Raw genomic sequence first — 20,664 nt, 5'->3', positions numbered from 1 at the left:
CAAAAATGTACGAACTGGTTAGTTTTTTGTTCGATTACCGAACATCTTTTTCAGGCGCGCCGTCTGCGCTGCATCAGCGCCGCGCCCAGCCCGCTCAGGCAGATGATGGCAATGCCGTACAGCGAGATCGCATCGGGCACATGGCCGAAGAACAGCGCGCCGAGCAGCCCGGCGAAGACGATCTGCCCATAGCCGAATGGCGCCAGCAGCGCCGGCGCCGCATGCCGGAACGCCTGGGTCAGCAGCAGGTGGCCGAGCATGCCGCAGGTGCCCAGCGCCACCATGAACAGCCCTCCGACGAGGTCCGGCACCTGCCAGAAGAACGGCACCAGCGCGCTGACCGCCAGCGTGTTGAACAATCCGGTGAAGAAGTTGCTGGTGGTCGGGCTATCGGTCTCGCTGAGTTTGCGGGTCAGGATCTGGTAGGTGCCAAAACAGATCGCCGAACCGAAGGGGAACAGCACGGCCGGGGTGAACATCGCGCCGTCCGGGTGGACCACCAGCAGCACGCCGGCGAAGCCCACCAGCACCGCCGCCCATTGCGCGCGGCTGACCTTCTCGCCGAGCAGCGGAACCGACATGGCCGTCACCAGCAGTGGTGCGAGAAAATTGACCGCGGTCGCTTCGGCGATCGGCAGATAGAACAAGCCGGTGGTGAACAGCAGGCTGGTGCCGAGCAGGCAGCACGCCCTCGCTACCTGCAGCAGCGGACGCCGCGTGCGCAGGACCCGCAACCCCGACTGCGGCAGGAAGATGACCGCCATCAGTAGCGTGTGGACCACGTAGCGGGCCCAGACCACCATCACGATCGGATACAGGCTCGACAGGTACTTGGACAGCGCGTCGTGGCTGGCGAACAGGAAGGTCGCGCAGAGAATCAGCGCGATGCCCATGAAGGGGCGGTTCACGCCCGACAGCGGATTACTCGAACTCATCGATTTCCCTTCCAGCGGCTCGCTCCGGCCCATCCGCGCGCGCCCCACCTGACGACCCACCTTCGGACGCCGCACGGCACCGGAAATGAGTCGGTGCGGTGGTCGGCGGCACGGGGGCGATCCAGCAGACCACACTCCGCGTCGCCAGAAAAGCTCCCGGGCGCGCCGGGCACAGGTGCCTTGAATGACCATGATGCCTTTGCCCAGGTGTCCGCCCGGGTCTCGCTGCCGAGCCGATAAAAATGTTCTAACTAGTTAGTTTTCTGTTCGATAATCGGGCAACGGCAATTGCCTGGTTCGTTCATTGGTACCACTATCGGCTCCACCCCGCTTCGGCCAGCGAAGCGCCAATAAATAAAAAAGGGTCCTTGCGATGTTCACTTCCCAGCCAGAGCGCGCCCTCGGGCGTGCCCCTGCCGACGCGCCGCGCGGAGCTCCGCTCCCCTTCGGCACCTCGATCCTGAGCCGCCACGGAACGCTCCCGTCGCGCGTCCTCCGGCCTCAGCCGGCGCGAGGCTGAACCATGGAGCAGACCGAGTCCCTGTCCGATCGCCACGAGTCCGTCGCCGAGACGCCGAAAAAACGCGTCGGTGAAGTCGCCTTCGCCGTGATGCTGGTGCTGTTCAGCGTGGCGGTACTGATCGCCGCCTACCAGATCGCCGGCTTCACCTCCATCAGTTCGCCGGGCGCCTTTCCCCTGGGCGTCGGCCTGGTGCTGCTGCTCTCCTCGGGCAAGATCCTGCTCGAACTGCGCCACAAGGGCGCCTCGGACGAACCCAGCTGGGCGGGCGCCTGCAAGCGTTTCTGCGCCGAGCATTTCCCGCTGCGCAACCTGGTCCTGATTCTGCTGGCCGTGCTCTATCTGGCGGCGATCCAGTGGGCGACCTTCTATGTCGCGACCTTCGTTTTCCTGTTCCTGGCGATCACCTTTCTGCGCAAGGGGCGGCCGGTCAGCGCGCTGCTGATCAGCGCACTCTCGGTGGGCCTGATCTACCTGATGTTCACCCTCGCCTTCAGCGTCTACCTGCCCTAGAGAGCCAGCCCCATGAGCGAAACCCTCTCCTACCTGCTGATGGCCTGGACCACACCGGACCTGATGCTGCTCACCGCGCTGGGCACCTTCGCCGGCATCTACATCGGTGCCATCCCCGGCCTGTCGGTGACCATGGCCGTCTCCATCCTGGTGTCCTTCACTTTCGCCTGGGACGTCAACGACGCCCTGGCGCTGATCGTCGGCATCTTCATCGGCGGCGTCTATGGCGGCTCCCGCAGCGCCATCCTGCTCAACATACCGGGCGCGCCCTCCTCGATCTCCACGGCCTTCGACGGCTATCCCCTGGCCCAGCGGGGCGAGGCCGGACGCGCCATCGGCCTGAGCACCGTGATGTCGGTGATCGGCGGCCTGGTCGGGGTGATCGTGCTGGCCTGCGCCGCGCCGGTGATCGGCGACCTGGCGTTGAAGTTCGCCCCACGGGATTACTTCCTGATCGCCGCCATCGGCCTCCTGCTGGTCGGCAGCCTGGCCGCCGGCTCGCTGGCCAAGGGCATCTTCGCCGCCGCCCTCGGCGCGGTGATCGGCCTGGTCGGCATGGACCCGGTCACCGCCCAGGGCCGCTTCACCTTCGGCCAGGTGGGGCTGATGGGCGGCATCCACTACGTGGTGGTGATGATCGGCCTGTTCGGCGTCGCCGAGGCCTTCTACCAGCTGCACAACCTGGACGTGGCGCCGGTGCGGCAGAAGGTCGACAAGATCATTCCTTCCATCGCCATGGTGCTCAGGTACCTGCCGCTGTCTATCCGCACCTCGGTCATCGGCGTGCTGGTCGGCGCGCTTCCGGGCGTCGGCGGCGACATCGCCGCGCTGATGGCCTACGACCACGCCAAGCGCACCGTGAAGAAACCCAGCCGGCCCTTCGGCGAAGGCGCCTACGAAGGGCTCGTCGCGCCCGAGACCGCCAACAGCAGCGCGGTCGGTGGCGCCTACGTGCCGATGCTGACGCTCGGCATTCCCGGCGACGCGGTGACCGCCGTGATCATCGGCGCCCTGGTGATCCACGGGCTCAACCCCGGCCCGATGCTGATGGTCGAAAGCCCCCACATCTTCTGGTTCACCGTCGGCAACCTGGCGCTGGCCAACATCTTCCTGCTGATCTTCGGCCTGATGGGCATCCGCCTGTTCGCCAAGATGGTGGAGATGCCCAAGGCGGTGCTGATTCCGCTGATCCTGGTGCTCTGCGTGGTCGGTTCCTATTCGATCAACAGCAGCATGACCGAGGTGTACTGGATGCTCGGCTTCGGCCTGCTCGGCTACTTCCTCAAGGTCTACGGCTTCCAGGTCGGGCCGGTCATCCTCGGGGTGATTCTCGGCCCGATGATGGACACCTCCTACCGCCAGGCCATGGCCTCGGTAGGTGACAGCCCGGTCGAACTGTTCCGGGAACTGCTGACCAACCCGCTCTCGCTGCTGCTCACCACCGGCATCGTGCTGATCCTGCTCAGCAAGACGCCGCTGATGGGCCTGCTCAAGAAACGCAAGACCGCACACGACTGAAAACAACAACAACCTGGAGTGACACCATGATCAAGAAACTGCTCGTTGCGCTTTCCCTGTCCGCCGGCGTGTTCGCCGCCGCGGCCCATGCCGACTACCCCGACCGCAGCATCCAGGCCGTGATCCCCTGGGGAGCCGGTGGCGCCACCGACAACGTGATGCGCAGCCTGACGCCTTACGTGGAGAAGGAGCTGGGCGGCAAACTGGTCCTGAACAACCGCCCCGGCGGCACTGCGGTGATCGGCAGCACCTACGTCCGCAGCCAGCGCCCGAACGGCTACACCATTCTGCTGGGCGCGGAAAACCCGCAGCTCTACCCGGTGCTGGGCCTGGCCGACTTCGACTACAGCGATTTCCATACGGTGAACGTCATCGGCCAGAACGTGGTGGTCATCGCCGCCAATGCCGACGCCCGCTGGAACACCTTCGCCGAGCTGCTCGCCGAAGCCCATGAAAAGCCCGACACCCTGCGCATGGGCAGCACCGGCGCCGGCGGTCTGCCGAGCACCGTCAACGCCATGATCAATGCGGTCGACCAGCTGCAAGTGCGCGAAGTGACCTTCGGCGGCGACGGCCCCGGCATCACGGCGCTGATGGGCAACCACATCGACTTCATGTCCCTCAGCCTGGCGGCCGCCAAGGAGCTGATCCGCACCGGCAAGCTCAAGGCCCTGGCGGTCCTCGCCGCCGAGGAAGTTCCGGAGCTGCCCGGCGTCGAGCCGATCACCACCGCCCTGCCGGCCATCGCCGAATACCTGCCGTGGGGCCCGTTCTGGGGCGTGTTCGTGCACAAGGACACCCCGGACGACATCAAGCAGAAGCTGGGCGATGCCTATGCCAAGGCCGTGGCCAACCCCGAATTCCAGAGCTTCCTGAAGAACTTCGGCGCCCACTCGCTGAACCTGCAGGGCGAGGAAGCCGAGCAGTTCCTCAAGCGCTGGCAGTCCGTCACCGCCTGGTCGATGTACAAGGCCAAGGCCGTCGAAATCTCGCCGGACAGCGTGGGTATCGAAAAGCCCTGATCGTCAGCCGTGAAAAAGGCCCGCTTCGGCGGGCCTTTTCGTTCCTGGCGCTCACCGAGCGCCGGATGCGTTCAGCGGAACAGCTGGGCGCTGAGGTCCTGGCTGGCGGACAGCAGGATCGGCAAGAAGCGCTTCTCCAGCTCGCTGGCCGGCACGCGGCTGGCGTGGGTGCTGACGTTCATCGCGGCGAGCACGTGCCCCGTCGAGTCGTAGACCGGTACGGCGATCGAGCGCAGCCCCTGCTCCAGCTCCTGGTCGACCAGGCACCAGCCCTGCTGACGCACCTTCTGCAGGCAATCCCAGAGTTCGTCGGGGCGATGCAGGGTGCGGCTGGTCTTGGGCAGAAGCTCGGCACTGGCCAGGTAGTCGCGCAGGCTTTCGTCATCCAGCGCCGCCAGCAGGACCCGCCCCATCGAGGTGCAGTACGCCGGCAGACGGCTGCCGACGCTCAGGTCCACCGAAATGAGCCGTTGGGGAATCGCCGAGCGCGCCAGGTAGAGCACCTGTTCGCCCTCCAGCGTGGCCAGGTTGCAGGCTTCGTGCAGCCGCTCGCTGATGCGGTCGAGAAACGGCTGGGCCGACACCGCCAGGGGCGTCGACGACAGATAGGCATGGCCCAGCGTCAGCACCTTGGGCAGCAGCGAATAGGTACGGCCGTCGGTGGTCACGTAGCCGAGCTGCATCAGGGTGTAGAGGCAACGCCTCACCGCCGCCCGCGGTATCTCGGTGCGATGGCTGATCTGGGCGATGGTGAGATGGCGCTTGCGTTCCTGGAACGCGTTGACCACGGCCAGCCCGCGGGCGAGCGAGGCCATGAAATTCGGATCGCCGGCGAACTGCTCGATGCGCTTGGCGGGGGACACGTAGCTGGGCGGCGCCAGCATAGGCGTGCGGGGTTCATCCATGCTGCGACTCCAGCGAGACCGACCGGGAATTCGATTATCGAACGATGGTTCGATAATCGCAACCGGACGGCCTCGGGGCTTCGCGAGCGGCTCGCCTGGGCCCCGCGGTATCGGACAGGGCCCGTCTGGCATTGGTCAGAGCGCCGACCGTGTCGTCTCGCCGTCGACCAGGCGGTTGATGCCCAGCGGGTTGGCGTTCTTCAGCGCATCGGGCAGCAGCGCATCCGGGAAATTCTGGTAGCACACCGGTCGCAGGAAGCGATCGATCGCGAGGGTGCCCACCGAGGTACCACGGGGATCGGAGGTCGCCGGATAGGGCCCGCCGTGGACCATCGCGTCGCACACTTCGACACCGGTCGGGTAGCCGTTGAGCAACAGGCGTCCGGCCTTCTGCTCGAGCAGTGCCACCAGGTCGGCGCTGTCGGCGAGATCCGCCGCCTCGGCGATCAGGGTGGCCGTCAGCTGCCCACGCAGCCCCTGCAGCGCGCGTATCAGCTCTGCCCGGTCGGCGACCTCGACCACCACCGTCGTCGGCCCGAAGACTTCCTCCTGCAGCACCTCCTCGCCCTCGATCAGCAGACGCGCGTCGGCCTTGAACAGTTGCGGCTGCGCCTGGTTGCCCTGCTGCTCCCGCCCGGCGAGAGGCGTGATGCCAGGCTGGTCGCGCAGATGGGCAAGGCCCTTGCGGTAGCTCTCCAGCGTGCCGGCGTTGAGCATGGTCTGCGGCGGCTGGTCGGCCATGAAGCCCGCCAGCTTGTCCAGAAAGCGCGTGAACTCGGGTGAACGGATGCCAATGACCAACCCCGGATTGGTGCAGAACTGACCGCACCCCAGCACCACCGAGGCGGTCAGCTCGTTGGCGATCAGGTCGCCGCGCTGCCTGAGCGCCTCGGGCATCAGCAGCACCGGGTTGATGCTCGACATCTCGGCGAACACCGGGATCGGTTGCGGGCGGGCGGCCGCCATGTCGCACAGCGCCCGCCCGCCGCGCAGCGAGCCGGTGAAGCCCACCGCCTGGATCGCCGGATGCTTGACCAGCCACTCGCCGACGCCTGCGCCGTAGATCATGTTGAAGACGCCCGTGGGCATGCCGGTCTTCTGCGCCGCACGGATGACCGCGTCAGCCACGCATCCGGCCGTCGCCATGTGCCCGCTGTGGGCCTTGAACACCACGGGGCATCCCGCGGCCAGTGCCGCGGCGGTATCGCCGCCGGCGGTGGAGAACGCCAGCGGAAAGTTGCTGGCGCCGAACACCGCGACCGGCCCCAGCCCCATGCGGCACTGGCGCAGGTCCGGACGAGGCAGCGGCCGGCGCTCGGGCTGCCCACGGTCGATACGCGCGCCGTAGAAGTCGCCACGCCGCAGGACCTTGGCGAACAGGCGCATCTGCCCGCTGGTACGGCCGCGCTCGCCCTGGATACGGCCAGCCGGCAAGGCGGTTTCGCGGCACACCAGCGCGACGAAATCCTCGTCGAGGGCATCGAGCTCGTCGGCAATCGCCTCGAGGAAGGTCGCCCGCGCGTCTGCAGACAATGCGCGGTAGACCGGGTAAGCCGCGGCGGAGGCCTCGGCGGCCGCGTTCACCTCGTCTTCGGTGGCCTGGTGAAAGCCGTAGGGCAAGGCCTCGCCGGTACTGGCGTCGAGGCTTTGCAGAATCGTGCTGCCGGTGGCGCTGCGCTCGCCGGCGATGTAGTTGTGGCCACGAATGTCGGTCATGGGTCTCTCCTGTCGGGTTGAGGCTCGGGCCTGCGTCACGGCAGGCCGACCACCGCCTGGCGGCGCCGGGTCGAGCGGCAGCGCTCAGAGCACGCCCACTTCGCCGGGCGCGATGGCGGGCGCGTGCACACGGATGCCGTTGATCAAGGGCGCGCCAAAGGCATCGAGGCTGACCTCGAAGCGATCGCCCGGCTGCGCCTTGACGCCATCGGCAAAGGACAGCGTAGCCGTCCCGAAGAAATGCACATGCACATCGCCCGGCCGCAGGAACTGCGCATATTTGAAGTGGTGGTACTCCAGGTTCTCCAGGCTGTGGCACATGTTCTGTTCGCCGGAGAGAAACTCCTTCTCCCAGAGCACCTGCGTGCCGCGCCGAATACGGCTGATGCCGGCGAGGTGCGCGGGCAACGCGCCGACCCGCAGCTCCGGGCCGAACGAACAGAAGCGCAGCTTCGAGTGTGCGAGGTACAGGTAATTCCTGCGTTCGAGCACATGGTCGGAAAACTCGTTGCCCAGGGCATACCCCAGCCGATAAGGCCGGCGGTCCTCACCGATCACGTACAGGCCGGTCAGCTCGGGCTCTTCGCCGAAATCCTCGGCGAAATCCGGTACCGGCAGATCGGCGCCCGGCCGCACCAGGATGGCGCCGTCGCCCTTGTAGAACCACTCCGGCTGCGCCCCGGCTTGCCCCGACGCAGGCCTGCCGCCCTGCATGCCCCAGCGGAACATCCGCATGCTGTCGGTAAGCGCGCCCTCCTCCTGCGCCGCCTGCTGGTGCATCCTGTCGCGCGTGGAGGCACTGCCCAGATGAGTCAGGCCCGTGCCGCTCACCAGGCAATGGGCCGGGTCATCGTGATCCAGGGGCGGCAACACCCGCCCGGCATCCAGAAGTTCCTGATAGACCGGCCCCACCTCGCATTCCAGCGTGCGAACATGGTCGGCCAGCCTGGAACGCGCGGCTATCGCCGCCAACGCCAGCTCACGGGTACTGCGGACCCCGCGCAACACCTCGACGCGCGGGCCGCCCACCTGCCCGACCTGGCGCTGGCCCTGGCTGTTCTCGAACTGGATCAACCGCATGGACGTGTCCTCTTCAGTGGCGCCTGCGAACAGGCCTGTCGCAGCACTGTAGAAACGCCCAATGGCGGCGCCTAGTGACAGCTGATGATGTGGGGATAACGAGCAGTTATCGTCATAGCGGCGCGCACTCCAGTCCGATGACCGCCGGCATCCGAACCCGGCCGGCCTGCCCGGCCGGGTTCGGCCGTCACAACTTGGCGATGGACACCTCGGTGGACTTGACGAAGGCGATCACCTCGCTGCCCACCTGCAGCTCCAGCTCGCGTACCGAGCGGGTGGTGATCACCGATGTGACGATGCCGGCGGCGGTCTGCACGTCGATTTCCGAGAGCACGTCGCCGTGGACGATCTCCTTGATGGTGCCCTTGAACTGGTTGCGTACGTTGATGGCCTTGATGGTCATGGGTTTTCTCCTGGGGTCGAAATAAGTTGGAAGCTGGAAGTCATCGTTCTCGCTTCCAGCTTCAGGCTTCAAGCTTTCGGCTGCTTTTCTAACGCGTGGGCAGGGGTGATACGGGCTCCGCCGGCGCCTCGGCGCCGGGCTGGGCGAGGACGCGGTCGAGCACTTCGGCCTCTAGCGCGGCCAGGCGCGCCGAGCCACGATGGCGCGGGCGCGGCAGGTCGACCGCCAGGTCCAGGCCGATGCGGCCGTCCTCGATGAGGATCACCCGGTCGGCCACCGCCACCGCCTCGGCGACATCGTGGGTCACCAGCAGCACGGTGAAGCCATGCTGCTGCCAGAGCCGCTCGATCAGCTGCTGCATCTCGATGCGGGTCAGCGCATCCAGCGCGCCGAGTGGCTCGTCGAGCAGCAGCAGGCGCGGCTGGTGGATCAGCGCGCGGGCCAGCGCCACCCGCTGTTTCTGCCCGCCGGAGAGGGCCGCCGGCCACTCCCTGGCGCGATCGGCCAGGCCGACCGCCGCCAGCACGTCCTCGGCTTTCGGCCGCCAGTCGCCGGACAATCCCAGGCCGACGTTGTCGATCACTCGCTTCCAGGGCAGCAGGCGGGCGTCCTGGAACATCAGCCGGGTATCGTCACGGGCGGCGGACAGCGGACCTTCGCCGGCCAGCAATGCGCCCCGGCTCGGCTGGTCGAGGCCGGCCAGCAGGCGCAGCAGCGTGCTCTTGCCGCAGCCGCTGCGCCCGACCACCGCGACGAACTGCCCGGCCGGGATCTGCAGGTCGATGCCCTTGAGCACGTCCCGCTGGCCGAACGCCTTGCCGATCCCCTCGATGGCCAGCGGCAGGCCGCCCGACCGAGCGCCTGGGGTAATGCTGTGCAGCGCGGTCATTGCGCACCTGCCTTGGCCTGGTAGGCCGGGTGCCAGCGCAGCCAGACGCGCTCCAGCCCGCGCGCGGCGAGGTCGGCCAGCTTGCCGAGCACGGCATAGAGCAAGATGGCCAGCACCACCACGTCGGTCTGCAGGAATTCGCGGGCATTCATCGCCAGGTAGCCGATGCCGGAGCTGGCGGAAATGGTCTCGGCGACGATCAGCGTCAGCCACATGAAACCGAGGGCGAAGCGCACGCCGACCAGGATCGACGGCAGCGCCCCGGGCAGGATTACCTGGCGAAACAGCGCGAAGCCCGACAGCCCGTAGCTGCGCGCCATCTCCATCAGCGCCGGGTCGACGTTGCGGATGCCGTGGTAGGTGTTCAGGTACACCGGGAACAGCGTGCCCAGCGCCACCAGGAAGATCTTCGCGCTCTCGTCGATGCCGAACCACAGGATCACCAGCGGGATCAGCGCCAGGTGCGGCACGTTGCGGATCATCTGCACCGAACTGTCGAGCAGGCGCTCGCCCCACTTCGACAGCCCGGTGACGAAGCCCAGCAGCAGGCCGAGGCCGCCGCCGATGGCGAAGCCGATGCTGGCGCGCCAGCCGGAGATGGCCAGATGCGTCCAGATGTCGCCGCTGCGCAGCAGCTCCCAGCCGGCGGCGACCACCGCGCTCGGTGCCGGCAGGATGCGGGTGGACAGCAGCCCCAGGGCTACCGCCCCCTGCCAGGCTGCCAGCAGTGCCAGCGGCAGCAGCCAGGGGGCCAGGCGTAAAGCCAGGTGTTTGATCGTGACGCTCATGCCTTACCTCGAAATCGAAAAGCCTTCAGGTGCGCAGGGTGGAAAGCGCGCGCAGCGCTTCTCCACACAGGCGCGCCAGACCTGGCGCCGCGCCCGCGTGGATGGCTTTGGCCATCCACCCTACGGTTTGCGCTCAACTCGCCGACGTCGCCTTCGGCAGGATGTCGCTGGAGATCATTTCGCCGAACGGGCTGACATAGCCGCGTCCTTGCGGGCGTTCCGGCTGGGCGATGTCCAGGTGTGGGAACAGCAGCTCGGCGACGCGGTAGGCCTCTTCCAGGTGCGGGTAGCCGGAGAAGATGAAGGTATCGATGCCCAGGTCGGCGTACTCCTTCACCCGCGCGGCCACCGTCGGGCCGTCGCCGACCAGCGCGGTGCCGGCGCCGCCGCGCACCAGGCCGACCCCGGCCCAGAGGTTGGGGGCGACTTCCAGCCTGTCCTTGCGCCCGCCGTGCAGCGCGCTCATGCGTTGCTGACCGACCGAGTCGAAGCGCGCCAGCGAGGCCTGGGCGCGGTCGATGGTGTACTGATCGAGGTGGCTGATCAGGCGCTCGGCGGCGGCCCAGGCTTCGTCGTTGGTCTCGCGCACGATCACATGCAGACGGATGCCGAAACGCACCGTACGCCCGAGCCGCGCCGCCTTCTCGCGCACCTGGGCGATCTTCTCGGCCACCGCCGCCGGCGGCTCGCCCCAGGTCAGGTACAGCTCCACCTGCTCGGAGGCCAGGTCCTGAGCGGCGTCCGAGGAGCCGCCGAAATACAGCGGCGGGCGCGGCTGCTGGAGCGGCGGATAGAGCAGCTTGGCGCCCTTCACCTGGATGTGCTTGCCGTCGTAGTCGACCGTCTCGCCCTCCAGCACCCGGCGCCAGATTCGGGTGAATTCCACCGAGGCCTCGTAGCGCTCGGCATGGCTCAGGCGCAGGCCGTCGCCGGCCAGTTCGTCCGGGTCGCCGCCGGTGACCAGGTTGAACAGCGCCCGGCCGCCTGACAGCCGGTCCAGGGTCGCGGCCTGGCGGGCGGCCACGGTGGGCGAGATGATCCCCGGACGCAGCGCGACCAGGAACTTCAGCCGCTGGGTGACCGGGATCAGCGAGGCCGCCACCAGCCAGGAATCCTCGCAGGAACGGCCGGTGGGGATCAGGACGCCGCCGTAGCCGAGGCGGTCGGCGGCCTGGGCGACTTGCGCCAGGTAGCCATGATCGACGGCACGGGCGCCTTCGGCGGTGCCGAGGTATTTGCCGTCGCCATGGGTGGGCAGGAACCAGAAGACGTTCAGGCTCATGTGCGTTGCTCCGTAGTGGGTGCGAGGCTTATTCAGGGTATTGGGCGAGGTTCTTCGGCGGCGTCCAGATGACGTCGCGCACGCTCAGGGTTCTGGGAATCAGCCTGAGCTCGGTGAAGGTGTCGGCGATCGCCTGCTGCGCACGCACCACCTCGGGGCCGATCGGCCTGGCGCCGTAGCCCTGGCGGATCACTGCCTTGCGCGTGATGTCGGCCGACAATCCCAGCAGCGGCGCCACCTGCGCGGTGGCCTCGTCCGGATTGGCCTCGACCCAGACGCCGATGTCGCGGATCTCCTCGATCAGCGTGCGCAGCACCTCGGGATGCCGTTCGGCGAAGGGACGCGCGGCGAGGTAGAACTGGTGGTTGCTGACCAGGCCCTGGCCGTCGCGCAGGGTGCGCGCCTGCATCTGCGCCTCGGCGGCCGCCTGGAACGGGTCCCAGATCACCCAGGCATCCACGCTGCCGCGCTCGAAGGCCGCGCGCGCGTCGGCTGGCGGCAGGTAGATGGGCTGTATGTCGCCGTAGGCCAGGCCGGCCTCCTCCAGCGCACGCACCAGCAGGTAGTGCACGTTTGAGCCCTTGTTCAGCGCGACCTTCTTGCCCTTGAGTTCCTTGACCGAGCGGATCGGCGAATCCTTCGGCAGCAGGATCGCCTCGCCGCTGGGCGCCGGCGGTTCATGGGCGACGTAGAGCAGGTCGGCGCCAGCGGCTTGGGCGAACACCGGCGGCGTCTCGCCGGTCACGCCGAAGTCGATGGAGCCGACATTGAGGCCCTCGAGCAACTGCGGGCCGCCGGGGAACTCGGTCCATTGCACCCTGACGCCCTGCCCGGCCAGCTGCTTCTCGAGCGTGCCGCGGGCCTTGAGCAGCACCAGGGTGCCGTATTTCTGATAGCCGATCCGCAGGGTGGTGTCCTGCTTCGATTGGGCCTGTGCCTGGGTCAGGGCGCCGAAGGAGATGGCCGCGGCAAGCAGGGCGACCAGTCCTCGACGCAAGGTGTTGGTGCGCATGGCACTCTCCTTGAAGTCTGGGTTGGGTTCACGACCTGCTTGCCCGTTGGCGGGCGAGTAAGGATTTCTTTTAGCGGCAAGCGGCAAGAAAGGCGCCGCCGGGTCTAGCTTTCGACTTGCAGCCTGAAGTTTTCAGCTGCTTTCAGATGCTCCACTGCGCGCTGTTCAGGCGCTCCGGCAGCAGGCCCGGGTCGAGCGGCGCGGGCCGCCGCGCCAAGGCCGCGTGCAGTTGTTCCAGTCCCTCTTCCAGCCGCGCCTGCAGGTCCGGCTCCAGACTCGACGGGTGGCCCGGCTCGCCGTAGTGGATCTGCGCGTCGACGGCGTACACGCCCTGCAGCATCTCCTGCGCCTTCAGCGCGGCGAGCACCGGCTTGAGCGCGTAATCGACCGCCAGCATGTGGGCCACGCTGCCGCCCGAGGCCATCGGCAATACCGCCTTGTGCGCCAGGGCGCGTTCGGGCAACAGATCCAGCAGCACCTTGAGCGCGCCGGCGAAGGACGCCTTGTAGATCGGCGTGGCGATCAGCAGGCCGTCGGCCAGCGCCACGTGTTCGACGAAGCGGCGCACCAGAGGGCTGTCGAAGCGGGCGTGCAGCAGGTCCTCGGCATCGAAGTCGCGGACCCGGTAACTCACCACCTCGATACCGCGGCGCTGCAGCCAGTCACGCCCGTGCTCCAGCAGCACGCCGGAACGGGAGCGCTGGCTGGGGCTGCCGGCGAGGGATACGACCACCATCGGGATGTCCTTTCCGGCTGCGGATCAACGATTGGGTTGCGGGGTCAGGCGCAGGTACGGCTTGACCGCGCGGTAGCCCTTGGGGAAGCGCCGTTTGATCTCGTCCTCGTCCTTGAGCGAGGGCACGATCACCACCTCGTCGCCGTCCTGCCAGTTGGCCGGGGTGGCGACCTTGTGGTTGTCGGTCAGCTGCAGCGAGTCGATCACCCGCAGGATCTCGTTGAAGTTGCGCCCGGTGCTCGCCGGGTAGGTGATGGTCAGGCGCACCTTCTTGTTCGGGTCGATGACGAACAGCGAGCGCACCGTGAGGGTGTCGTTGGCGTTCGGGTGGATCAGGTCGTACAGCTCGGAAACCTTGCGGTCGGCGTCGGCGATGATCGGAAAGTTGACCCGGGTGTTCTGCGTTTCGTTGATGTCGTCGATCCACTTGATGTGCGAATCCACCGGGTCGACCGACAGGGCGATGGCCTTGACGTTGCGCTGGGCGAATTCGTCCTTGAGCCTGGCGGTGAAACCGAGTTCGGTGGTGCACACCGGGGTGAAGTCGGCCGGATGCGAGAACAGCACGCCCCAGCTGTCGCCAAGCCACTCGTGGAAACGGATGCGGCCTTCGCTGGAATCCTGTTCGAAATCGGGCGCGATGTCGCCGAGGCGAATGCTCATGGTCTTGCTCCTTCAAGGTATCGGTCGGGTGACGCTCACTATGTGCAGAATCGGAGCGGATTAAAAAGAATAAATAACGATTTATTTATAACTGTATGGAACAAAAAAAAGACCAGGCTTTCGCCTGGCCAAGCCCGTGCCCACACAGGTTCATGACGAATGAGACTGGTGCAGCTCGCTCAACGCCTGCGCACGCAGGTGCGCCAGCTCTGGCGCCCGGCGATCACGCGGGCGAGCGAGCGCCACTGGCGTCTCGCACTGCACGCGGCTGGGCATGCCACCGAGCATCAGCACCCGGTCGCTGAGGTAATAAGCCTCATCCAGATCATGGGTCACCAGCAGTACGGCGATCCCGTAGCGCGCGGCCAGCTCGCCGAGCAGCTCCTGCAGGCGCATGCGGGTGAAGGCATCCACCGCGCTGAACGGCTCGTCGAGCAGCAGTACCTTCGGACGCCCGTACAGGCCCCGGGCGATGGCCGCGCGCTGCGCCTGCCCGCCGGAAAGCTGCTTGGGCAGCAGGTCCGCGTGGCTGGCCAGGCCAACGTCGGCCAGCAGTTGCCGTATCCAAGCGCGGTCGGCCCTGGCACCGTCTGCAAAGCCGACGTTCAGCGCGACGCTCAGCCAGGGCATCAACCGCGGCTCCTGGAACACCACCCCGATACGCTGGCCGGCGGCGTCCGCCCCGGCATCGAGTCGCACCTCGCCGCGGTAGTCCCGGTCGAGCCCGGCGGCGATGCGCAGCAGGCTGCTCTTGCCGCAGCCGCTGGGGCCCAGCAGGCTGACCACCTCGCCGGGCTCGAGCGAAAGGCTGACATCCTCCAGCACCCGCTGCCCGGCATAGGCCTTGTGGATGTGCAGCAGCGAAAGCACCGCCGTCATGCGCCGCCCTCCCCGCCAAAGCTGTCGCGCCAGCGCAGCGCGCGTCGTTCCCAGGCCTTGAGCAGCCCGTCGCTGAGCTTGCCGAGCAGCGCCAGCAACAGGATCGCGGCGATCACCAGGTCCGGGCGCGAGGTTTCCCGTCCGTCGCTGAGCAGATAGCCGAGGCCGCGGGTGGCGGCGATCAGCTCCGCCGCCACGAGGAACATCCAGCTCAGGCTGAGCGCGCCGCGCAGGCCGGTGAACAGGTTGGGCAGCGCCGCCGGCAACAGGATGCGCCGCACCAGCGCAAGGGGTTCCAGGCGGTAGAGCTGGCCGACCTCGACCAGCTTGCGGTCGACATTGCGAATGCCGGCGAGCAGCGCCAGGTAGACCGGAAAGAATGCTCCGAGCGCGATCAGGACGACCTTCGGCGTCTCGTCGATACCCAGCCAGAGCAGCAGCAAGGGTACCCAGGCCAGGCTGGGGATCGCCCGCAAGGCCTGGAACGTCGGCTCGAGATAAGCCTCCGCGCGCCGGCTGAGGCCCACCCAGGTGCCGATGGCGATGGCCAGCCCGGCGCCGATCAGGAAGCCGGCCGCGACCCGCAGCAGGCTGGCGTTCAGGTGCCGCCAGAGCTCGCCGCTCTGCGCCAGCGCATGGAGGGTCTGAGCCACCTGGCTCGGCGCCGGCATCTGGTGCGCCGGCAGCACGCCGCCGCGCACCAGCGCCTCCAGCATGGCGAGCAGCGCCAGCGGTACCACCCAGCCGCGTAGATCAGCCAGCGCCGGGCGCCAGCGCGGCCACCGGCCCGCCCGTGGGAGGTCGGGATTGAGCGCGCCCATGGCTCAGCGCCCCGCCGTGGTGGCTGGCTGGCCGATCACCTGGGCGGCCAGTTGCGGGGCGATCAGCTCGTCGACCACCCGCGCCACGTCGGTGCCGGGACGCACCAGCTGTTCGTCGAGCAGGATCGGGGCGGCGGCCTTGAGCGCGGCGACATGCTCGGCGCCCGGCTGCGGGTTGCTGAAATCGGTGCGCGACAGCTGCAGCCGGGCCACCTCCAGCGGCAGCTTGGCCTGCTCGGCGAGCAGTTCGGCCAGTGCGTCTGGGTTGGCGATGGCCCATTGGCGCGCCTGCTCGTAAGCGGCGATGACCTGGCGGATCAGCTCGGGTTGCTGCTCGGCGAACGTCTCGCTGACGCTGAGCACGCCGTAGCTGTTGAAGTCGATATTGCGGTACAGCAGCCGCGAGCCGGCCTGCAGCTCGCTGCCGGCCATCAGCGGGTCGAGTCCAGCCCAGGCGGCGACGTCGCCGCGCTCCAGGGCGACGCGGCCGTCCGGGTGCTGCAGGTGGACGATCTCCACGGCACTCTTGTCCAGCCCGACCTGCTGCAGGCTCTGCAACAGGAACAGGAAGGGATCGGTGCCCTTGGTGGCGGCGACCTTCTTGCCCTTGAGGTCCTCGAGACGGGTGATCGGCGAGTCCTTGGGCACCACCAGCGCGGTCCATTCCGGCCGACTGGCGACATAGACGGTCCTGATCGGCGCGCCGTTGGCGCGGCTGAGCACGGCGGCGAGGCCCGCGGTGGATGCGAAATCCGTGCTGCCGCCGTTGAGGTATTCCAGCGAGCGGTTGCTGCCCTGGCTGAACACCCATTTGACCGTGATGCCCTGGGGCTCGAGGGCCCGTTCAAGCAGCCCCTGCTGCTTGAGCACCAGGCTGGTGGGCGCGTAGTAGGCATAGTCCAGGCGCACTTCCCTGGGCGGTGCGGCCTGTGCGGAAACGGGTAGCCAGGCGGCGAGCAACGCGGCCAGGCCAAGACGCAAAGCGGCTTTCTTCATGGTCATCTCCTCGATCGGATGCGTCCTTCCGGCCCGTTGGCGGGCCGGTCAGGAGATGGGTATGGCTGTTACAGCAACGGCAGGTTGTAGCTGACGATCAGGCGGTTTTCGTCCAGGTCGGCGGCGGCGTTGCTGCGAAAGCTCGCGTTGCGCCAGGACAGGCCCAGGCCCTTGAGCGCGCCGGCCTGCAGGGTGTAGTCGAGGCGGAAATCGCGCTCCCACTCCTTGCGGTCGCGCTCGGCGCTGTCGATGCTGTCGCCCGACAGGTACACCACCGAAGCCTTCAGGCCCGGCACGCCGAGCTTGCCGAAGTCATACCCGTAGCCGACGAGCCAGGTGCGTTCGCCGGCGCTGAGGAACTTGCCGATCTGCCGGTCGGTGATCAGGTAGGCGGTGGCCCCATCGCCCTGATTGAGGAAGGGAAAGGCGCTGTCGCCCGAAACCTGCTGGTAGCCGGCGCTCAGTTCGTGGCCGCTGTGGCCGTAGGTGAACAGCGCGCTCCAGGTGCGGTTGTCGACTTCGCCGGCCTTGCTGTCGCCGGCCGCCCAGTAGCCGCTGCTGCGGTAACCCTGGGCGCGCCCCGCGACGCTGCCGTTCCTGCCGTCGGAGCCGCTGTGGAAGTAGCGCAGATCGCTCTTCAAGTTGCCGCCGCCCAGGCCCCAGTTATGCACCAGCCCCAGGAAGTGCTGCCGGTAGAAGTCTTCCAGGTTGCCGTAGTAGTACTGCGCGGTCAGGTCCTTGGTCAGCTTGTAGTCGCCGCCGGCGAAGTAGAAGGCATTGGAGTCGGCCAGCGGCGTGCTCGCCGGACTGCCGGTGGGTCGCGCCGCGCCGGCGATTCGCAGGCTGATGTCGTCGGTGGAGCTGCGGGTCTTGGTGTGCTCCAGCTTGCCGGCCGTCAAGGTCAGCCCGTCCACCTCCTGGGAGGTGATCTGGCCGCCCTGGAACAACTGCGGCAGCAGGCGACCGTCGTTGTAGGTCACCACCGGCAGCCTGGGCAGCAAGGTGCCGATGCGCAGTTCGGTCCTGGACAGGCGCGCCTTGGCGGTGGCGCCGACCTTGCCGTAGTCATGCCGGGCATTGCCGTCGCTGTCCAGCGGGAACAGCGCTCCCGGCGTGCGATCGATGCCGGCCTTGCCGGAACGGCCGCCGCCGTCCAGGCGTACGCCGAGCAGGCCGATGGCATCCACGCCGACACCGACGGTGCCCTCGGTGAAGCCGGACTGGACGTTGAGGATGAAGCCCTGCCCCCATTCCCTGCTCGAAGGCGCGCTCTGGTTACGGGTGTCCTGGTTGAAATAGAAGTTGCGAAGGTCGAGGCTGGCCTTGCTGTCTTCGATGAAACCGGCGGCAACGGCCTGGTTGGCGATGGTCGCCAGCGTGATGGCCAGGGCCAGAGAAGTCTTGTTCATGCTCGATGCTCCAGATGCATTGGCTGTGCTGTTCTAGTGTGTTGCACAGGGGCTCGAGCCGCGACAACGGGCATCCCGCTTGGCGAAACATCCAGGACCCCTGACGGGCCCGATGCGGAGGTCCGCTGTCGGCTGGGTGCCAATCTACGAGACTACCGATAATCTCTAAAAAGAATTATTTTTTACTTGCTAGTAACTAAATTGAATAAATAACGAGGCCTAAACTAATTCCTAAAAATTATTACAATCGGTCTTTTAGATCGTTTAGTTTCTCGTCACCGGATCACCGGACTTCCTCTTTCAACGAAGTTTGCGCGTGATCCGGCACCCCATGACCGGCACGCCTTCACCGAGGCCGTCATGTTCACCACCCGCTCCCGTCACACCCCACTGATCGCCGCCGCGCTGGCCCTGGGCCTGCTCGTCGCGCCGCTGTTCCAGGCCGCCGAGCCCCTGCGCATCGGCTACCAGAAATCCTCCACCCTGATCAGTCTGCTCAAGAGCCAGGGCAGCCTGGAAAAGGCGTTGGCCGCGCAGGACATCCAGGTCAGCTGGCACGAATTCCCCAATGGCCAGCCGCTGCTCGAAGCGCTCAATGTCGGCAACATCGACCTGTCCGCCGACGTCGCCGACACCGTGCCGGTGTTCGCCCAGGCGGCCGGTGCGGAACTCGTCTATTTCGCCCAGGAAGCGCCCTCCCCCAGCGCCCAGGCGATCCTGGTGCGCGCCGACTCGCCGCTGCAGGACGTGGCTGCCCTCAAGGGCAGGAAGGTGGCGGTGACCAAGGCCGCCGGCAGCCATTACCTGCTGCTCGCCGCGTTGGCCCGGGCCGGGCTGAAGTTCAACGACATCCAGCCGGCCTACCTGACGCCCGCCGACGGCCGCGCCGCCTTCGAGAACGGCAAGGTCGACGCCTGGGTGACCTGGGAGCCCTTCCTCAGCAGCGCCCAGCAGCAGTTGCCGACCCGCGTGCTCGCCGATGGCGAGGGCCTGGCCGCCTACCAGCGCTATTACCTGACCAGCGCGGCCTATGCCGAGCGCCACCCCGAGGTGCTGCAGACCGTCTTCGACGAGCTGGTGCGCGCCAGCGAATGGCTACGCGCCAACCCGGGCGAAGCCGCCGCGGTGCTCGGCCCGCTGTGGGGCAATCTGGATCCGCGGATCGTCGAGCAGGCCAACGCCAAGCGCAGCTACCAGGTGCGCCTGGTACGACCGGACAGCCTGGGCGAGCAGCAGAAGATCGCCGACGCCTTCTTCGCCGAGGGGCTGCTGCCGCGCGCAGTGGATGCCGACCAAGTCCGCATCTGGGGTCCGAAATGAGCACCGGCGCCCGTTTGCAACGCAGCCCGAACGACGAACCGCTGTTCGCCGCCCACCTGTTTCCCGCCGACTTCGGCAGCCGCACGGCCAAGGTCGAACGGCTGGCCCGGCGCCTGGCGGCCAGCGCGGTGGAGCGCGATCGCCAGGGCGGCAGCCCGCGTGCCGAACGCGAACTGCTGCGCGACAGCGGCCTGCTGACCCTGGCCGTTCCCCAGCAATACGGCGGCCAGGGTCTGGCCTGGCCGGAGATCTACCGCATCGTGCGCTACCTGGCGGCGGTGGACAGCTCGCTGGCGCACCTGTTCGCCTTCCAGCACCTGCAGGTGGCAACCCTGCTGCTGTTCGGCAGCCCCGAACAGCAGCGCCACTGGCTGACCCGCACCGTGCAGGAACGCTGGTTCTGGGGCAACGCCACCAACGGCCGCGACACCGGCTTGATGCTCAGCCGCCGCGAGGAACATTACGAACTCGACGGCAGCAAATCCTTCTGCTCCGGCGCGCTCGGTGCCGACGCCCTGGTGATCAGCGCGCCCTGCGGGAGGAACCCCGAAGACCGGGTGTTCATCGTCCTGCCCGGCCAGCGCGACGGCCTGAGCATCAATCAGGACTGGGACGGCTTCGGCCAGCGCCAGACCGACAGCGGTACCGTGCAGTTCGAGCAGGTATTCGTCGACAGCGCCGAACTGCTCGGCCCGGTCGGTCCCAGCCCACGCACCACCCTGCGCGCCTGCGTGTCGCAGCTGATCCTGACCCAGCTGTATCTGGGCAATGCCCAGGGCGCACTGGATGCGGCGCTGCGCTATACCCGCGAACAATCGCGGCCCTGGCCCGCCTCGGGCGTGGCGCAGGCCAGCGACGACCCGTTCGTCCAGCAGCGCTACGGCGAACTCTGGCTACGCTATCGCAGTGCCCTGCCCCTGGCCGAGGCGGCTGCCGTGCGCCTGCAGGCCGCCTGGGAAAAGCCCGCGCTGACGGCCGCCGAACGCGCCGACCTGGCGCTGGCCATCGCCGAGGCCAAGGTGACCGCGGCGCGCGCCGCGCTGGCAATCACCAGCGACGTGTTCGATGCCATGGGCGCCCGCGCCACCAGCTCGCGTTACGGCTTCGACCGGTTCTGGCGCAACGTCCGGGTGCACAGCCTGCACGACCCGATCGACTACAAGATCCGCGACCTCGGCCACTGGGCGCTCACCGGCCAGGGTCCGGTGCCGTCGCTCTATGGCTGAACGGAGGGCGCTGACGGCAGCGGCTTGAAAA

At 67.6% G+C, this 20,664-nt stretch carries 20 protein-coding genes; 5 read left to right on the top strand and 15 right to left on the bottom strand.

The annotated features are described in order from the left end of the window. Positions 1–50: 50 nt before the first annotated feature. The gene (locus DN824_RS15585; protein ID WP_138409327.1) at positions 51–935 is read right to left on the bottom strand and encodes a DMT family transporter; all 885 of its coding nucleotides are present in this window, start codon (positions 933–935) and stop codon (positions 51–53) included. Between the two features lie 523 nt (positions 936–1,458). Here DN824_RS15585 and DN824_RS15580 point away from each other — a divergent pair. Genes DN824_RS15580 through DN824_RS15570 form a run of 3 tightly spaced genes read left to right on the top strand, consistent with a single transcriptional unit; the run spans position 1,459 to position 4,508 of the window. Next, on the top strand, positions 1,459–1,968 hold the full coding sequence (locus DN824_RS15580; RefSeq protein WP_138409326.1) for a tripartite tricarboxylate transporter TctB family protein: 510 nt from the start codon (positions 1,459–1,461) through the stop codon (positions 1,966–1,968). A gap of 12 nt (positions 1,969–1,980) precedes the next feature. After that, on the top strand, positions 1,981–3,486 hold the full coding sequence (locus DN824_RS15575) for a tripartite tricarboxylate transporter permease (protein ID WP_138409325.1): 1,506 nt from the start codon (positions 1,981–1,983) through the stop codon (positions 3,484–3,486). A gap of 26 nt (positions 3,487–3,512) precedes the next feature. Then, complete coding sequence (locus DN824_RS15570; RefSeq protein WP_138409324.1) at positions 3,513–4,508, top strand: tripartite tricarboxylate transporter substrate binding protein; 996 nt, start codon at positions 3,513–3,515, stop codon at positions 4,506–4,508. A 71-nt stretch (positions 4,509–4,579) separates the two neighbouring features. On the opposite strand, the gene DN824_RS15565 is transcribed toward DN824_RS15570, so the two are convergent. The 14 genes from DN824_RS15565 to DN824_RS15500 all read right to left on the bottom strand — a co-directional run bounded on the left by DN824_RS15565 (position 4,580) and on the right by DN824_RS15500 (position 18,087). Beyond that, positions 4,580–5,413, bottom strand: a complete 834-nt coding sequence (locus DN824_RS15565; RefSeq protein ID WP_138409323.1) for an IclR family transcriptional regulator — start codon at positions 5,411–5,413, stop codon at positions 4,580–4,582. A 135-nt stretch (positions 5,414–5,548) separates the two neighbouring features. After that, complete coding sequence (locus DN824_RS15560) at positions 5,549–7,129, bottom strand: aldehyde dehydrogenase (NADP(+)) (protein ID WP_138409322.1); 1,581 nt, start codon at positions 7,127–7,129, stop codon at positions 5,549–5,551. 84 nt (positions 7,130–7,213) lie between these two features. Then, positions 7,214–8,209: an AraD1 family protein gene (araD1, locus tag DN824_RS15555; protein ID WP_138409321.1), complete on the bottom strand. Its 996-nt coding sequence runs from the start codon at positions 8,207–8,209 to the stop codon at positions 7,214–7,216. Positions 8,210–8,396: 187 nt separating this feature from the next. Then, the gene (locus tag DN824_RS15550) at positions 8,397–8,612 is read right to left on the bottom strand and encodes a TOBE domain-containing protein (RefSeq protein WP_138409320.1); all 216 of its coding nucleotides are present in this window, start codon (positions 8,610–8,612) and stop codon (positions 8,397–8,399) included. Positions 8,613–8,700: 88 nt separating this feature from the next. After that, positions 8,701–9,501, bottom strand: a complete 801-nt coding sequence (gene ssuB / locus DN824_RS15545; protein WP_138409319.1) for an aliphatic sulfonates ABC transporter ATP-binding protein — start codon at positions 9,499–9,501, stop codon at positions 8,701–8,703. After that, positions 9,498–10,289: an aliphatic sulfonate ABC transporter permease SsuC gene (gene ssuC / locus DN824_RS15540; protein WP_138409318.1), complete on the bottom strand. Its 792-nt coding sequence runs from the start codon at positions 10,287–10,289 to the stop codon at positions 9,498–9,500. Before ssuC ends, ssuB begins: the two co-directional genes overlap by 4 nt. A 133-nt stretch (positions 10,290–10,422) precedes the next feature. Further along, on the bottom strand, positions 10,423–11,571 hold the full coding sequence (ssuD, locus tag DN824_RS15535) for an FMNH2-dependent alkanesulfonate monooxygenase (protein ID WP_138409317.1): 1,149 nt from the start codon (positions 11,569–11,571) through the stop codon (positions 10,423–10,425). Positions 11,572–11,599: 28 nt separating this feature from the next. Beyond that, positions 11,600–12,583 (bottom strand): sulfonate ABC transporter substrate-binding protein, encoded by a 984-nt coding sequence (locus DN824_RS15530; protein WP_138409316.1) that lies wholly within the window; start codon positions 12,581–12,583, stop codon positions 11,600–11,602. Positions 12,584–12,725: 142 nt separating this feature from the next. After that, positions 12,726–13,319, bottom strand: a complete 594-nt coding sequence (gene ssuE / locus DN824_RS15525) for an NADPH-dependent FMN reductase (RefSeq protein ID WP_138409315.1) — start codon at positions 13,317–13,319, stop codon at positions 12,726–12,728. 24 nt (positions 13,320–13,343) lie between these two features. Next, a complete protein-coding gene (locus DN824_RS15520) occupies positions 13,344–13,982 on the bottom strand; it encodes a peroxiredoxin (protein ID WP_138409314.1) in 639 nt (212 codons plus the stop codon). Between the two features lie 150 nt (positions 13,983–14,132). After that, on the bottom strand, positions 14,133–14,861 hold the full coding sequence (locus tag DN824_RS15515) for an ABC transporter ATP-binding protein (RefSeq protein WP_138409313.1): 729 nt from the start codon (positions 14,859–14,861) through the stop codon (positions 14,133–14,135). Continuing rightward, on the bottom strand, positions 14,858–15,682 hold the full coding sequence (locus DN824_RS15510) for an ABC transporter permease (protein WP_138409312.1): 825 nt from the start codon (positions 15,680–15,682) through the stop codon (positions 14,858–14,860). The genes DN824_RS15515 and DN824_RS15510 overlap by 4 nt, the downstream gene beginning before the upstream one ends. 3 nt (positions 15,683–15,685) lie before the next feature. Continuing rightward, positions 15,686–16,678, bottom strand: coding sequence for an aliphatic sulfonate ABC transporter substrate-binding protein (locus DN824_RS15505; protein WP_138409311.1), 993 nt, complete (start codon positions 16,676–16,678; stop codon positions 15,686–15,688). Positions 16,679–16,746: 68 nt separating this feature from the next. Further along, entirely contained in the window at positions 16,747–18,087 is a 1,341-nt protein-coding gene (locus DN824_RS15500; RefSeq protein ID WP_138409310.1) for an OprD family porin, read from the bottom strand. 360 nt (positions 18,088–18,447) lie between these two features. Here DN824_RS15500 and DN824_RS15495 point away from each other — a divergent pair, with 360 nt between their 5' ends. After that, positions 18,448–19,407, top strand: a complete 960-nt coding sequence (locus tag DN824_RS15495) for an aliphatic sulfonate ABC transporter substrate-binding protein (protein WP_138409309.1) — start codon at positions 18,448–18,450, stop codon at positions 19,405–19,407. After that, the gene (locus DN824_RS15490; RefSeq protein WP_138409308.1) at positions 19,404–20,633 is read left to right on the top strand and encodes an acyl-CoA dehydrogenase family protein; all 1,230 of its coding nucleotides are present in this window, start codon (positions 19,404–19,406) and stop codon (positions 20,631–20,633) included. The genes DN824_RS15495 and DN824_RS15490 overlap by 4 nt, the downstream gene beginning before the upstream one ends. Positions 20,634–20,664: the final 31 nt, after the last annotated feature.

The sequence above is a fragment of the Stutzerimonas nosocomialis genome (genome assembly GCF_005876855.1).
Lineage (GTDB): Bacteria > Pseudomonadota > Gammaproteobacteria > Pseudomonadales > Pseudomonadaceae > Stutzerimonas > Stutzerimonas nosocomialis.
This window is presented reverse-complemented; position numbering and strand designations above follow the sequence as displayed.

Coding starts and splice junctions, on each gene's coding strand:
- DN824_RS15585 (WP_138409327.1), bottom strand. CDS start 935: ATGAGTTCGAGTAATCCGCTGTCGGGCGTGAACCGCCCCTTCATGGGC.
- DN824_RS15580 (WP_138409326.1), top strand. CDS start 1,459: ATGGAGCAGACCGAGTCCCTGTCCGATCGCCACGAGTCCGTCGCCGAG.
- DN824_RS15575 (WP_138409325.1), top strand. CDS start 1,981: ATGAGCGAAACCCTCTCCTACCTGCTGATGGCCTGGACCACACCGGAC.
- DN824_RS15570 (WP_138409324.1), top strand. CDS start 3,513: ATGATCAAGAAACTGCTCGTTGCGCTTTCCCTGTCCGCCGGCGTGTTC.
- DN824_RS15565 (WP_138409323.1), bottom strand. CDS start 5,413: ATGGATGAACCCCGCACGCCTATGCTGGCGCCGCCCAGCTACGTGTCC.
- DN824_RS15560 (WP_138409322.1), bottom strand. CDS start 7,129: ATGACCGACATTCGTGGCCACAACTACATCGCCGGCGAGCGCAGCGCC.
- araD1 (WP_138409321.1), bottom strand. CDS start 8,209: ATGCGGTTGATCCAGTTCGAGAACAGCCAGGGCCAGCGCCAGGTCGGG.
- DN824_RS15550 (WP_138409320.1), bottom strand. CDS start 8,612: ATGACCATCAAGGCCATCAACGTACGCAACCAGTTCAAGGGCACCATC.
- ssuB (WP_138409319.1), bottom strand. CDS start 9,501: ATGACCGCGCTGCACAGCATTACCCCAGGCGCTCGGTCGGGCGGCCTG.
- ssuC (WP_138409318.1), bottom strand. CDS start 10,289: ATGAGCGTCACGATCAAACACCTGGCTTTACGCCTGGCCCCCTGGCTG.
- ssuD (WP_138409317.1), bottom strand. CDS start 11,571: ATGAGCCTGAACGTCTTCTGGTTCCTGCCCACCCATGGCGACGGCAAA.
- DN824_RS15530 (WP_138409316.1), bottom strand. CDS start 12,583: ATGCGCACCAACACCTTGCGTCGAGGACTGGTCGCCCTGCTTGCCGCG.
- ssuE (WP_138409315.1), bottom strand. CDS start 13,319: ATGGTGGTCGTATCCCTCGCCGGCAGCCCCAGCCAGCGCTCCCGTTCC.
- DN824_RS15520 (WP_138409314.1), bottom strand. CDS start 13,982: ATGAGCATTCGCCTCGGCGACATCGCGCCCGATTTCGAACAGGATTCC.
- DN824_RS15515 (WP_138409313.1), bottom strand. CDS start 14,861: ATGACGGCGGTGCTTTCGCTGCTGCACATCCACAAGGCCTATGCCGGG.
- DN824_RS15510 (WP_138409312.1), bottom strand. CDS start 15,682: ATGGGCGCGCTCAATCCCGACCTCCCACGGGCGGGCCGGTGGCCGCGC.
- DN824_RS15505 (WP_138409311.1), bottom strand. CDS start 16,678: ATGAAGAAAGCCGCTTTGCGTCTTGGCCTGGCCGCGTTGCTCGCCGCC.
- DN824_RS15500 (WP_138409310.1), bottom strand. CDS start 18,087: ATGAACAAGACTTCTCTGGCCCTGGCCATCACGCTGGCGACCATCGCC.
- DN824_RS15495 (WP_138409309.1), top strand. CDS start 18,448: ATGTTCACCACCCGCTCCCGTCACACCCCACTGATCGCCGCCGCGCTG.
- DN824_RS15490 (WP_138409308.1), top strand. CDS start 19,404: ATGAGCACCGGCGCCCGTTTGCAACGCAGCCCGAACGACGAACCGCTG.